The 12,594-nt window shown below is 63.2% G+C and carries 12 protein-coding genes; 4 read left to right on the forward strand and 8 right to left on the reverse strand.

Translation table 11 applies throughout. The annotated features are described in order from the left end of the window. Positions 1 to 35 precede the first annotated feature (35 nt). Positions 36 to 629: a DUF1285 domain-containing protein gene (locus tag H1S04_RS01550; RefSeq protein ID WP_181743807.1), complete on the forward strand. Its 594-nt coding sequence runs from the start codon at positions 36 to 38 to the stop codon at positions 627 to 629. Continuing rightward, the gene (locus tag H1S04_RS01555; RefSeq protein WP_181743808.1) at positions 605 to 1,369 is read left to right on the forward strand and encodes a hydroxypyruvate isomerase family protein; all 765 of its coding nucleotides are present in this window, start codon (positions 605 to 607) and stop codon (positions 1,367 to 1,369) included. The genes H1S04_RS01550 and H1S04_RS01555 overlap by 25 nt, the downstream gene beginning before the upstream one ends. Before the next feature lie 178 nt (positions 1,370 to 1,547). On the opposite strand, the gene H1S04_RS01560 is transcribed toward H1S04_RS01555, so the two are convergent. From H1S04_RS01560 to H1S04_RS01575, 4 genes are all read right to left on the reverse strand, one after another. Then, entirely contained in the window at positions 1,548 to 2,756 is a 1,209-nt protein-coding gene (locus tag H1S04_RS01560; protein ID WP_181745363.1) for a beta-ketoacyl synthase, read from the reverse strand. A 62-nt stretch (positions 2,757 to 2,818) separates the two neighbouring features. Further along, positions 2,819 to 3,079 (reverse strand): acyl carrier protein, encoded by a 261-nt coding sequence (locus H1S04_RS01565; RefSeq protein WP_181743810.1) that lies wholly within the window; start codon positions 3,077 to 3,079, stop codon positions 2,819 to 2,821. A gap of 12 nt (positions 3,080 to 3,091) precedes the next feature. Continuing rightward, positions 3,092 to 4,177: a UDP-3-O-(3-hydroxymyristoyl)glucosamine N-acyltransferase gene (locus tag H1S04_RS01570; protein ID WP_181743811.1), complete on the reverse strand. Its 1,086-nt coding sequence runs from the start codon at positions 4,175 to 4,177 to the stop codon at positions 3,092 to 3,094. Between the two features lie 69 nt (positions 4,178 to 4,246). Further along, positions 4,247 to 5,842, reverse strand: coding sequence for a murein L,D-transpeptidase (locus tag H1S04_RS01575; RefSeq protein ID WP_298945559.1), 1,596 nt, complete (start codon positions 5,840 to 5,842; stop codon positions 4,247 to 4,249). A 285-nt stretch (positions 5,843 to 6,127) separates the two neighbouring features. Between H1S04_RS01575 and H1S04_RS01580 the strand changes: the two genes are divergently transcribed. Next, a complete protein-coding gene (locus H1S04_RS01580; protein WP_181743814.1) occupies positions 6,128 to 6,685 on the forward strand; it encodes a DUF882 domain-containing protein in 558 nt (185 codons plus the stop codon). 108 nt (positions 6,686 to 6,793) lie between these two features. Here H1S04_RS01580 and H1S04_RS01585 read toward each other — a convergent pair whose 3' ends face one another. Together H1S04_RS01585 and H1S04_RS01590 are read right to left on the reverse strand one after the other, a co-directional pair. Then, a complete protein-coding gene (locus H1S04_RS01585; RefSeq protein WP_181743815.1) occupies positions 6,794 to 7,447 on the reverse strand; it encodes a DsbA family oxidoreductase in 654 nt (217 codons plus the stop codon). A 156-nt stretch (positions 7,448 to 7,603) separates the two neighbouring features. Further along, positions 7,604 to 9,283, reverse strand: coding sequence for a sialate O-acetylesterase (locus H1S04_RS01590; RefSeq protein WP_181743817.1), 1,680 nt, complete (start codon positions 9,281 to 9,283; stop codon positions 7,604 to 7,606). Between the two features lie 110 nt (positions 9,284 to 9,393). Between H1S04_RS01590 and H1S04_RS01595 the strand changes: the two genes are divergently transcribed. Then, the gene (locus H1S04_RS01595; protein ID WP_181743818.1) at positions 9,394 to 10,161 is read left to right on the forward strand and encodes a hypothetical protein; all 768 of its coding nucleotides are present in this window, start codon (positions 9,394 to 9,396) and stop codon (positions 10,159 to 10,161) included. Between the two features lie 21 nt (positions 10,162 to 10,182). Here H1S04_RS01595 and H1S04_RS01600 read toward each other — a convergent pair whose 3' ends face one another. Beyond that, positions 10,183 to 10,389, reverse strand: coding sequence for a cold-shock protein (locus tag H1S04_RS01600; protein WP_166326223.1), 207 nt, complete (start codon positions 10,387 to 10,389; stop codon positions 10,183 to 10,185). A gap of 199 nt (positions 10,390 to 10,588) precedes the next feature. Further along, entirely contained in the window at positions 10,589 to 12,535 is a 1,947-nt protein-coding gene (gene thrS, locus H1S04_RS01605; RefSeq protein ID WP_181743820.1) for a threonine--tRNA ligase, read from the reverse strand. Positions 12,536 to 12,594: the final 59 nt, after the last annotated feature.

A 12,594-nucleotide genomic window follows, 5' to 3' on the forward strand; every position in this document is an offset into this window, starting at 1 on the left:
AAGCCATATGAAACCACGGATCGAACACGGGCGAAATGGGCAATCCGTCAGACATCACACCAGGCGGCATCCCGGCGGGGGATCGCGCAAGCGGCATCTCGCAGGCCGCGCGCGAGATCGGACAGCGCGGGCCGGCGCCGGTGCATCTGTGGAATCCCCCCTATTGCGGCGAGATGGATATGGAGATCCGCGCCGACGGGACGTGGTATCACGAGGGCGGCCCGATCGCGCGCCCCGGCATGGTCCGCATGTTCGCCAATATCCTCAAATACGAAAACGGTCGGCACTATCTGGTCACCCCGGTTGAAAAGATCGGCATCCGGGTCGTGGACGCCCCCTTCATCGCCACCGATGTCGATATCGGTGGCGACGAGATCGTCTTTCACACCAATATCGGTGACAGCGCCCGGCTGGACGCCGATCATCCCCTCGTCATGGTGGGCACGGCCGAGCGACCGCGCCCCTATGTCGACATCCGCGGCGGCCTGCGCGCCCGGATCGACCGCAAGAGTTTTTATCGGTTGGCCGAACATGCCACCAAAGGCCCGGACGGGCTGATGGGGGTGTATTCGGCCGGTGTTTTCTACCCGTTGGAGTTACCATCATGGCACGGTTCGCCGCCAATCTGACCCTACTGTTCAACGAACTTCCGATGCTGCAACGATTCGATGCCGCCAAACGCGCAGGCTTTCAGGGGGTCGAGATCCTGTTCCCCTACGACCTAGCGGCGCCCGAATTGCGGCAGGCCGCGCGACAGGCCGGCATGGATATCGTGCTGATCAACTGCCCGCCGCCGAACTGGGCCGGCGGACCGCGCGGCTTCGCCGCCGTCCCCGGACTGAGCGACCGCTTTCAGCGCGATTTCGAACGTGCGCTGCGCGTGGCCGAGGCGCTGTCGGCGCGCCATATCCACATCATGTCCGGCAAGGCCGAGGGCGCCGCCGCCATGGCCTGCATGATCGACAATCTGCGTTGGGCCGCCAACCGAGCGCCCCATGCCAGCCTGACGATCGAACCGATGAATCAGACCGACATGCCCGGCTATTTCCTGTCCTGCTTCGACATGGCGGCCGAGGTGATGGACGCCGTCGACGCCCCCAATCTCGGACTGCAATTCGACGCCTATCAGGCCCATATGATCACCGGCGACGTGCTGGGCACCTGGGAAAAGCACGGCCACCGCGTTCACCACATCCAGATCGCCGGCGCCCCCGGCCGCCACGAACCGCGCGAGGGCGAGATCGACTACCCGGCCTTCTTCCGCGCCGTGGACGCGTCGTGCTATCCCGGCTGGGTGGCGGCGGAATATACCCCGCGCACCACAACCGAAGCCGGCCTGCGCTGGATGGCCCGGAGCGCCGGGATCTGACCGCGCCCGGCCGAACGGCCGAACGGATATTTTTGCCAGAATGAAAGCCGGGCCAATTCACTTCGACCCGGATATTCCGGAACGAGGCCCGGCCCACGAGGCAACGCCCCCGTTGCGGGCGCCAAAAAAGAGGCGGCGCGTCCGCTGCGTCGCCCCGAACCCCTCCCCGGCGCCGCGTTCAGACGCGCTTCAGCGCGATCACCGCGTTCAGGCCGCCGAAGGCGAAGGCATTGGACAGGACCGCATTCACCTTGGCCTCGCGCGCCACGTTCGGCACCACATCCAGGGCGCATTCCGGGTCCGGTTCTTCATAGCCGATGGTGGGGGCGATGATGCCATCGCGCAGTGCCATGATGCAGGCCAGAAGTTCGATCGCGCCGGTGCCCCCGATGACATGGCCGTGCATCGACTTCGTCGACGAAATCATCAGCCGGTCCGCGTGATGGCCGAAGGCATGGGCGACGGCCGCGCATTCGGTCTTGTCATTGGCCGCGGTGCCGGTGCCATGGGCGTTGATATAGCCGATTTCATCGGGGTTTATCCCTGCATCGCGCATCGCCCCGGTAATCGCGCGTTCGGCACCCTGCGCGCTCGGCATGACGATATCCTGCGCATCGGAGGACATCGCAAACCCGACCACCTCGGCCAGGATATCTGCGCCACGGGCGCGGGCGTGGTCGTAATCCTCGAAGACGAAGACGCCGGCGCCCTCGCCCTGAACCATGCCGTTGCGATTGGCGCTGAAGGGGCGGCAGGCATCCTTGGACATGACGCGCAGGCCCTCCCATGCCTTGACGCCGCCGAAACACAGCATTGCCTCGGAGCCGCCGGCCAGCATGACCCGCGCCGCGCCCGAGCGCACCATCTGGAAGGCCAGCCCCATCGCGTGATTGGAGCTGGCGCAGGCGGTGGCGACGGTGAAGGACGGCCCCCGCATTCCGAACTCCATGCTGACATGCGAGGCGGCGGCATTGTTCATCAGCTTCGGCACCACGAAGGGATGGACGCGGTTCTTTCCTTCCTCATAGACGGTGCGGTAATTCTCGTCCCAGGTGTTCATGCCACCTGCGGCCGTGCCCAGCACGACGCCCGCCGACAGACCCAGCTCGCCCTGAAAGTCCAACCCGGACTGGGCGACGGCTTCCTTTGCCGCCAGCAGCGTGAACTGGGTGAATTTGTCGTAAAGCAGGATCTGCTGGCGGTTGAACCAGGTCTCGGGCTGCCAGTCATGGATCTGGCCGCCGATCTGGATGGTCAAGCGGTCTACATCGCGAAAATCCAGTTGCGAGATGCCGCAACGCCCCTCGCGCAGCGCCTCCAGCGTGGAAGGCACATCCAGCCCGAGCGCATTGACGGTGCCCATTCCGGTGATGGCGACCCGGCGCAGCCCGCGCATGGGCCGGGCGACCTCGACGGTTGCGGATGCGCCATCCTTGGCCTGCTTCACACTCATCCTTTCGCCGCCACCAGCTTTTCCACCGCCGCAATGATGCTGCCGGTGCTGCTGATGTCGAATTCCGATTTCTCGGGTTCATTGGCGTTGAAGGGGATGGTGATGTCGAACTCCTCCTCCAGGGCGAAGATCGATTCGACCAGCCCGAGGCTGTCGATGCCCAGATCAGCGGGAGAGGAATCGTCGGTCACCTGTTCGACGTCCAGCATGGCCTGCTCGGCGATGATGTTGCGGATGCGATCGCGAATATCGGTCATGTGGGTCTCCGTTCAGGCCTTTTCGATCAAGTCTGTAACAGTTTTCTGAAGCTTTGCGACTGTGGCGGCAAGTCGCGGCAGGCGCCGGGTGGCGCGATCCATTTCCAGCCGGGTCGTCATTTCGACCGCCGGATTGCCCAGCACCACGCGCCCTGCCGGCACCCGGCTGAAGATCTTGGCCGAACCGCCCGCGATCACGTCATCGCCGATGGTGATGTTGTCGGAAACGCCGACCTGGCCCGCCAGCACCACCCGGTCGCCCAGCACCGAGGATCCTGCAACCCCCACCTGACCGCAGATCAGGCAGTCGCGCCCGATCACCACATTGTGGCCGAGATGAACGAGGTTATCGAGCTTGGTCCCCGACCCGATCCGGGTCGCCCGGACCGTTCCCCGGTCGATGGCCGCGCCGGCGCCGATCTCGACATCATCGCCGATCTCGACGCCGCCGAGCGAGTGGATACGCTCCCAGGATTGCGGCATGAAATTTTCGCGTTTTCCAAGATTTCTGCGCATTTCCTCGACACCGGATTCTTCCGCCGTGACAAAGGAAAATCCGTCCCCGCCGATGATCGCGCCGGGCTGGATCACCACCCGGTCGCCGATGCGGATGCCGTGCTGGAGGCGTGCGCCGTTCAGGATCAGCGCATCGTCGCCGATCCGGGCTCCGCGCTCGATCGAGACATGGCTGGCGATGCGGGCGCGCGCACCGATCACGACGTCCGCGCCGATGCTGACGAAGGGTCCGATGGCGGCGCCCGCGCCAATCGTGGCCGAGGGGTCGATGACTGCGCTGGGATGGATGCCGGGGGCGATGTCGGGGCCGGGATCAAAGCTGCGGGTCAGCCCGGCCATGACCAGACGCGGGCGCGGCGCGAAGATGGCGGCAGCCAGTCCGTAAGCCTCGGGCTGCATGCCTTCGGACAGGATGGCGGCGGCGCCGGGGCGCAGCGCCTCGGCATATTTGGGCGACATGGCAAGCGCGATCTGGCCCGGCTGGTCCTGCCCCGGCTCTGCCGCGCCAGAGATCAGCATCGTCTGGTCGCCCCAGGCACGGGCGTTCAGCGCCTGCGCGAGTTCCTTGATCGTGATCTGCATGGCGGTCTCCTTTTCGCGGACTGATCTAGACATCCGCGCGCCGCTTTGCCAGTCCCGCGCCTGCGCGCGTCAGGTCCCGGCCTCCGCCGCCTTCTGCATCGCCGCCCAGACCTTGGCATCGCGCCCATAGGTGTCGGGATAGGTCCGCAGCGTCCCGTCCGGCCCCGGAATGGCGGTGAAATAGACCAGGTGGATCGGCAGCGGCTCGTCCAGCTTCAGCCAGCGCTCCTCGCCGGTGTCCAGCACCTTGTGGAACAGCGCCTTCGGGTCCGCGGAATTGCCGCGCAGCAGCTGGTAAGCCAGCTCGAACGGCTTGGCCACGCGCACGCAGCCATGCGAGGCGGCACGGTCGCGATTGCCGAACAGCCCCTTTGACGGGGTGTCATGCAGATAGATATTCCACGGGTTCGGGAACATGAATTTCACCAGCCCCAGCGCATTGTCGGCCGAGGGCTTCTGCCGCAGCCGATAGGGAAAGTTCTTGTCGCTGTACTTGCTGAAATCGATCTGATCGCGCGGCACGATACGACCCTTGCGATCGACCACGTCCAGATGCGCGACCGCATAGCGGTTTGCGCGCAGCTTCGACAGATAGGACTGCGCGGCGATGGATTGCGGCACATTCCAGCGCGGGTTGGGCACGACGAATTCCATCACGTCACTGAACTCGGGCGTTTCCCAGTCGGGATCGGGCTTGCCGACAACAACGCGGGTATCGAAAACGGTCTGCCCGTTTTCGCGGATTTCGGCCATGTAACTGGGAATGTTGACCCAGACCATGCGCGCGTTCAGGTCGTGGCCATTCAGCCAGCGCAGACGTTCCATCGCGATCATCAGCCGGCGCACGTCCGGTCCCGCATCGCCACCGTTCAGCCGCGCCACCGTCTTCGGGCCAGCAATCCCATCGTCGGGAAGCCCGGCGGCTTGCTGATACCGGGCGACCGCCTGCCCGAGGCCCTCATCGAAGACCTGCGCATCCGCCGGGGCGGTCGGCGCGGCAAATCCGATGCTGGCCAGGCGCGCACGCAGATTGGCGACCTCGGGTCCGGTGACGCCGGGCTTGTAGAGACCCGAGGCAACCACGGGCGCGTCCGCCGGGGCGATCAGTGCCGCGTGTTCCGCCAGCATCTCCTGCAAGCGCAGATATGCCGGGTCATGCGGCGGCAGCGACGCCAGCGCGGCGGCCGGATCGCCCCCGGTCAAGCCCTTCAGCAGAGCCGCCATGTCGACCGGGATCACGCTGCGCTTGTTCATCGAATCGGTGCGCTGCGGATCGACCAGCCCGTTCGAGACATCATTGGCCCAACGCGAAAGCAGGCGCGCGTAACGCAGCTCCGCAGTGATGTCCCGGGCCGTTTCCCCGGCGCTCAACCCCGTCACGTCATAGCGGGCCGGGGGCAGCCCATGACTCGGTGCGGTGGCGACGGCGGTCAGCAGCGCCGCACGGCGCGCTTCGGCCTCTGACCCCAGAAAGACGGGCTGCAGGCCATGGGCGCCGTAAAAGGCCGCCAGCCCCGGATCGCCCGCGACGGTCTGGGCCAGTTCCATTTCGGCCTCGCTGAAATCGAGCCTGGGCGCGGGCATCGCCGCGGCGAGTGCGGGGATCAGCGCCATACAGGCACCCGACAGGGTGATTCGGCGAATACGATTCGCAAACTTGTTCACGTTTTGACCTCTGCTCGGCGCTTTTACCCCCTTTTGCCAGCGCCGACCGGAATCGTCCAGTGAAGCTGCGACGTCTTGGGGCTTGACGCATCCTTGCTGATCGAATCGTTGCCAGCCAACAACAAACTGGCGGATTTCCGCCGATTTTGGCACGAAATCGCCGTCGAGGGAACGAATTGCTTTCAGGCCGTGCGGGCTTGGTGACATATTCTTAACCAGTCCCGGATAACCAGGGACCTGCCACCGACCGTGGTGAGTTAAGAAAAGCAGGACAGGCGATCTGAAATGACAATCGACATCACCCGCCGCGGCATCTTCGGGATTTTTGCCGCAACCGCCGTTGTGGCCGCGCCCGTAGCCAGCAACGCCTTTGGCATTTTGCGCCGCGCCGGCGACTATCGGCGCGTCAGCATGTATTCGCCGCGCACCGGCGAAAGCATCGACACGGTCTACTGGATCGACGGGAAATACATCCGCGACGCCCTGAATGAGATCAACTACTTCATGCGCGACTGGCGCAGTGGGCAGGCGATCGGGATCGATCCGCGTGCCATCGACATCGCTGCCGCCTCGCATCGGATGCTGCAGACCAACGAACCCTACATGATGCTGTCGGGCTACCGCTCGCCCAAGACCAACGCGATGCTGCGCTCGCGCTCGGAAGGGGTGGCCAAGAACTCGCTGCACATGAGCGGGAAGGCCGCTGATCTGCGGCTGAAATCGCGCTCGGTCAGCCAGATGTACAAGGCCGCGATGGCCTGCCGCGCCGGCGGCGTCGGCAAATACTCACGCTCCAACTTCGTGCATATGGATTGCGGTCCCATTCGGACCTGGGGCGCCTGAGGTCAGTACTCTCAGCATCAGGCCCGTCAGATGACGGGCCTGATGCATTTCCGACATCGGCGGCGCCCGCCGCGCTTCTGCAAATTTCCCGCGGGAAGCGCTTGCCCCTTACGACTGCGCATCGGCCGTCCCTGCCCCGTCCAGTTCATCGATGATCTGCTGCCACAGCGCGGCAGGCTGCGCACCGGTCAGGACATGGCTATTGCCGATGATGAAGGTCGGAACCGAGCGGATGCCGCGCTCGCGCGCATGGGCCTCGCGGGCCAGAACTTCATCGCGGTCGGCGTCGCTCGCCAGCAGCCGCAGGATCATTTCGGGATCCATGCCGGCCTGTTGCCCGATTTGCGCCAGCACCTGATGGTCAGCGATATTCCGCCCCTCGCGCCAATAGGCGCGCATCAGCCCTGACATGACCCGTGTCTGCGCCAACTCGATCCCAGCCCAGTGCAGAAGGCGAAATGCATCCAAGGTCTGCGGCACGCGCTGGATCGCTGCCATGTTGATCGATAGCCCCAGGCGCTCGGCCGCTTCGAGGAACGGCTTGTTGGCCGCGATGATCCCCGCCTCATCCCCGAATCTCGCCTTCATATAGTCGAGATGATCGGCACCCATGGGCGGCAGGTTGGGGTTCAGCCGGAACGGGTGCCAGTTCAACTGGAAGGGATGGTCGGGCCGTGTTTCCAGCGCATGGTCAAGCTCGGCCTTGCCAATCAGGCACCAGGGGCAGGTTGGATCGGCGAAAATATCCAGCGTGGTCGTCATCCGGGGTGGCTCCTTGCAGTTGAGTCCGCGCCGGCGCATGTCCTGCACGGCCGCGTCCTTGCTGCGATACCCCGGCATGGCTACCGCAAACAACCCTGATCGCCTCGCATCCGCGCAAAGGTCCGCATGTGCCATCAGCCCTTGGCGCAGCAGGATCTAGAAATAGTCGATATCCAGTGCGGTTTGGGTGAGATTGACGCCCAGCAGCGTGACGGAGCCGTGCAGGTTGCCGATCGCCCAATCGACCACCGTATTGGTTCCGAGATGCGACAGTTCGAGTTCGGCGCCCGAAAAGAACATAAGCGTATCTTCCGACGCGTTGAAATCGCGGATGACGTCACGGCCGCGATCGAGGATGAAGACATCGGCATCCGCCCCTCCCGTCAGCATATCATCGCCCCGGCCTCCGCGCAGGGTGTCGTTCCCGTCGCCACCGTTCAGGGTGTCGTTTCCATCGTCCCCGCGCAGGAAATCGGGGCCCGGTCCGGCCCAGAGACCATCATTTCCCGGGCCGCCGCTCAGCGCGTCGTTCCCCGCGCCACCCCACAGCATGTCATTGCCGCCTCCTCCGTCGATGACATCATTCCCTGGGCCGCCGTTCAACTGGTCCTGGCCGCCCCAGCCATAAAGGGAGTCGTTCCCCGCCTCGCCATTGATGATATCGTTGCCAGCATAGCCGGCGATCCAGTCATGCCCATCACCGCCGAAGCCGCGATCATCCCCGACCCCGAGATCCAGGATGTCGTTGCCGCCCTGTCCGTGCAGGATATCGTCGCCATTACCGCCAGAGAGGCTGTCATTGCCTCCGCCGCCATATAGCCGATCATCGCCACCATGGCCGAGCCCGCGATCGTTCCCCTCACCCAACCAGATATCATCCGCCCTGCCGCTGCCGAGGACCGTGTCATGGCCCCCTGCGGTCGCGACATGCGACAGCGACCCGGCCATCACCACGCGATCATTTCCGGAAAATGTCGCCAACTTCTCAATCGAACTGACGCCGATTTCATATGTCCCCAGATGAGACGCAACTTTCGCCGTCCCCGAATCATTGAAGACCAGCGAGGTGGCGCCGCCGCTTACGGAAAATACAAGCGTGTCGGCGCCTTTTCCGCCTTCGATAAAAACGTTAAACTTACCGTTATAAACGATCCGGTCATTCCCGCCTCCGCCATTGCTGTTCGCAATCCCTTTGGGAAGTTTCGCAACATCATAAAGCGCCAGACCCAGATCGATCGCGAAATCGGTCTTGTAGTGGCGCAAGTCGCTGCGAAACATCTCGGCCGTGTCATAACCCTTGATCCGAGCAAGCTCGTCCGGCTGCAGAAGCAGGATCGAGCCACGCGCCTCGGCCGCGTATGCCTGCCCCTCGCGCACCTTGTCCCAACTGGCCTGGATATCGGCGCTATCGCCGCGATAAGTCGAGATGTCGTCCGACAGGGCCGAGACCACCATCTGATGCGCGCCGAACCTGGCCGTCATGGTGTCGTGAAGCTCAACCAGCCGGTCACCATAACCGCGCGCGGCACTGGCGGAACGACCATCGGTTTCGCCCTGAATCCAGATCATGCCGATCAGTTCCGCCTGCCCACCCGCCGTCACCGCCCTGATCTTCGCGGTCAGTTGGTCCAGCAATTCCCCCTCGTTCGCCTTGGTACCGGGGGACCAGTCACCGTTTCCGTGAACATCCAGATAGGGGCTGAGCGAAGTCCCATTGACCGCAAGATTGACCAGAACGCCGCCTTCCGCCTTCACCCGCGCTTCCACCGCCGCGATCATCGCGCTGTTGTTGGCGTTCGACTGCCCGGCGATCACATAGATGGGCGTCTTCTTCATCATTGTCTCCTGGGCGGGCGTTTGACTTAGCAAAGCCCATCCAGTAGAAAATTTCGTTACCGAGCCAACCAAATCATCGTTAACCCGCCGGAATTTTGCGTAAAATTGTAATGACCATCGACGGCACCCCGATATTCTCTGGACACGATATTCGCGCCGTTCATTTCGGGGAAACCGAACGCATTGTGGTCAGTTTCGACCATGGCCGTAAGGATCGTGATGGTTTCCCGGTAATTGGCCAGCAAATGAAAATGGCCAAAAGAGGTATTGGCACCCTGTCCGTGACGGTGTCGCAAAATAACTGGTTTCTGACGCCGGAATTGCCGGCATTACGGGATGCGCTTCAGAAACATTGCGAAAATGCGCGCGACATTCGCGCAATGACCTTTTCCATGGGTGGTTTTGGATGCGCCCTGTTGTCGCGCGCATTGAATATGCGCCGGGCCGTCATGTTTTCGCCGCAATATTCCATTTTTCCCGCCAAAGCCCCCTGGGACAAGCGGCGAAACGGAATCTCGAAAAGCTATGACGAAGCGCTCGACGATCTGGATCAGACCATAAAGCACGATCTGGAAGGGGTCATCGTATTTGATCCCCGTATTCGCATGGACGTTCTTCATGCCCGCGCATTGGGGCGCATCGCGCCACGGATGCAGCTTGTCGCGACGCCGTTCACCGGACATCCCGCGAACAAGTTTCTGCTGCCGAAATCGGAATATTGGAAATACGGCTATCGGTTGTTCCGCGATGACAGCCCGGCCGCTTGGTTCCACAAGATTCGCCGCAAAAAGCGCGAAGAAACAATCGAGTATCTGAACGGCATGGCGTCCTATCTGGATGCCAGAGACAAAAGAGGGGCCAAAAGGCCCCCCCGGTGATCGAAATCGGAAGATCTCGGATCAGAGCAGTTTCAGATCCGAAGCCGATTCGCGGCCGTCGCGGCCCGACTGCAGTTCGAAGCTGATTTTCTGGTTGTCCTGCAGACCGGTCAGGCCGGCGCGCTCAACAGCCGAAATGTGGACGAACACGTCTTTTCCACCCGAATCGGGGGCGATAAAGCCGTAGCCTTTGGTATTGTTGAACCATTTGACGGTGCCAGTGGCCATTCCGTTCTCTCCTTCAAATTTCCCGATCGCGGGTTTGCGACCAGGCCGTGCAGCCCTTTCGATATTCCGGCTGCCCCGTGAAGGGAGGCGGTAGAAAGTCATGCTCACACCGGCAGCATGGACGAGCGCGGCGGAAACGCAAGCGGGAAACGCCGCAAATCAGGCTTGCGGCGTTAACTTTTGTTGGCATCGGCGTAAATCAGCCCAAGTCCGGCGGGGTCGCCTCAACGCCAAGTTGAGCGATGACCGCGTCGAGGTCCAGCGTTTCACTGCCCTGCCTGTCCAGACGCCGCATCGAAACGCTGCGGTCTTCGACTTCCTTCATGCCGATGGCCAGAATCACCGGCACCTTGCCGACGGAATGTTCACGGACCTTGTAGTTGATCTTCTCGTTGCGAATATCGGCCTCGGCGCGGATCCCGGCGGCGCGCAGGGCGGCCACGACCTCGTGGACGTAATCATCCGCATCCGACACGATCGAGGCCACGACGACCTGACGCGGCGCCAGCCACAAAGGCAGCTTGCCGGCGAAATTCTCGATCAGGATGCCGATGAAGCGTTCGAAACTGCCCAGCACGGCACGGTGCAGCATGACCGGGCGATGCTTGGCCCCGTCTTCGCCGATATAGCTGGCATCCAGCCGCTCGGGCAGGTTCGGATCGACCTGCAGGGTGCCGCATTGCCAGTCGCGCCCGATGGCGTCGGTCAGCACGAATTCCAGCTTCGGACCGTAGAATGCACCTTCGCCTTCGAAAATCTCGTAGGTATGGCCGGCGGCCGTAACCGCATTGGCGAGCGCCGCCTCGGCATGATCCCAGCTTTCCTCGGTCCCGATGCGCTTTTCGGGGCGCGTCGACAGCTTGATGCGCCAGTTGTCGAAGCCGAAATCGGCATAGACGCGCGACAGAAGCCGGATGAAGCGCAGCGATTCGCTTTCGATCTGGTCCTCGGTGCAGAAGATATGCGCATCGTCCTGCGTAAAGCCGCGCACCCGCATGATCCCGTGCAGCGCGCCCGACGGCTCATAGCGGTTGCAGGCGCCGAATTCGGCCATGCGCAGCGGCAGGTCGCGATAGGATTTCAGCCCGACATTGAAGATCTGGACATGGCACGGGCAGTTCATCGGCTTGAGCGCGTTGACCGTCTTCTGCCTGGCATGTTCCTCGTCGACTTCGACGATGAACATGTGATCCTGATAATTGTCCCAATGGCCGGATTCTTCCCACAGCTTGCGGCTGACCACCTGGGGCGTGTTCACCTCGACATAGCCGTCCTCGCGCTGGCGACGGCGCATGTAGTCGCGCAGCGCAACATAGATGTTCCAGCCATTCGGGTGCCAGAAGACCTGGCCCGGCGCTTCCTCCTGCATGTGGAACAGGTCCATCTCGCGGCCCAGCTTGCGGTGGTCGCGCTTGGCGGCCTCCTCCAGCATGTGCAGATGGGCCTTCAGATCGTCGCGGTTGCGGAAGGCCACGCCATAGATCCGTTGCAGCATCGGGCGCGAGCTGTCGCCCAGCCAATAGGCGCCCGCCACATGGGTCAGCTTGAAGGCGTCGGCGGGCAACTGCCCGGTGTTCTGAAGATGCGGGCCGCGGCACAGATCCTGCCAGTCGCCATGCCAGTACATCCGCAGATCCTCGCCTTCGGGGATGCGGTCGATCAGCTCCAGCTTGAAGGGCTCGCCACGCTCCTTGTAATAGGCGAGCGCGTGGTCGCGGTCCCAGACCTCGGTGCGGACCGGGTCGCGGGCGGCGATGATTTCCTTCATCTTCGCCTCGATGCGGCCCAGATCCTCGGGCGTGAAGGGTTCTTCGCGGTCGAAATCGTAGAACCAGCCGAAATCGCGGACCGGGCCGATGGTCACCTTCACATCCGGCCAGATCTCCTGCACCGCACGCGCCATCACATGGGCGAAATCGTGGCGGATCAGTTCCAGCGCCGGGGTTTCGTCCTTCACCGTGTTGATGGCGACGCGCCCGCTTTCGGTGATCGGCCAGGACAGGTCGATATGCCGCCCGTCGAGGCTGGCGGAAATCGCCTTCTTGGCAAGGCTGGGGGCGATGGACTCGGCCACTTCGGCGGCGGTGATGCCGGCCGGATATTCACGGCTCGCGCCATCGGGGAATGTCAGGGAAATCTGGCTCATGGCCGTTCTCCTCGTCGGTTTGGCGCCCACGGAACGCCCGGTTGCGGGTTATGTCGGAT

This window comes from Paracoccus sp. S1E-3 (assembly GCF_013868135.1).
Taxonomy (GTDB): domain Bacteria; phylum Pseudomonadota; class Alphaproteobacteria; order Rhodobacterales; family Rhodobacteraceae; genus Paracoccus.

Bases quoted from the DNA above. Each gene is read 5' to 3' on its own strand.
- H1S04_RS01550 (WP_181743807.1), top strand. From the start codon at position 36: ATGGGCAATCCGTCAGACATCACACCAGGCGGCATCCCGGCGGGGGAT.
- H1S04_RS01555 (WP_181743808.1), top strand. From the start codon at position 605: ATGGCACGGTTCGCCGCCAATCTGACCCTACTGTTCAACGAACTTCCG.
- H1S04_RS01565 (WP_181743810.1), bottom strand. From the start codon at position 3,079: ATGACCGATATTCGCGATCGCATCCGCAACATCATCGCCGAGCAGGCC.
- H1S04_RS01570 (WP_181743811.1), bottom strand. From the start codon at position 4,177: ATGCAGATCACGATCAAGGAACTCGCGCAGGCGCTGAACGCCCGTGCC.
- H1S04_RS01580 (WP_181743814.1), top strand. From the start codon at position 6,128: ATGACAATCGACATCACCCGCCGCGGCATCTTCGGGATTTTTGCCGCA.
- H1S04_RS01585 (WP_181743815.1), bottom strand. From the start codon at position 7,447: ATGACGACCACGCTGGATATTTTCGCCGATCCAACCTGCCCCTGGTGC.
- H1S04_RS01590 (WP_181743817.1), bottom strand. From the start codon at position 9,283: ATGAAGAAGACGCCCATCTATGTGATCGCCGGGCAGTCGAACGCCAAC.
- H1S04_RS01595 (WP_181743818.1), top strand. From the start codon at position 9,394: ATGACCATCGACGGCACCCCGATATTCTCTGGACACGATATTCGCGCC.
- H1S04_RS01600 (WP_166326223.1), bottom strand. From the start codon at position 10,389: ATGGCCACTGGCACCGTCAAATGGTTCAACAATACCAAAGGCTACGGC.
- thrS (WP_181743820.1), bottom strand. From the start codon at position 12,535: ATGAGCCAGATTTCCCTGACATTCCCCGATGGCGCGAGCCGTGAATAT.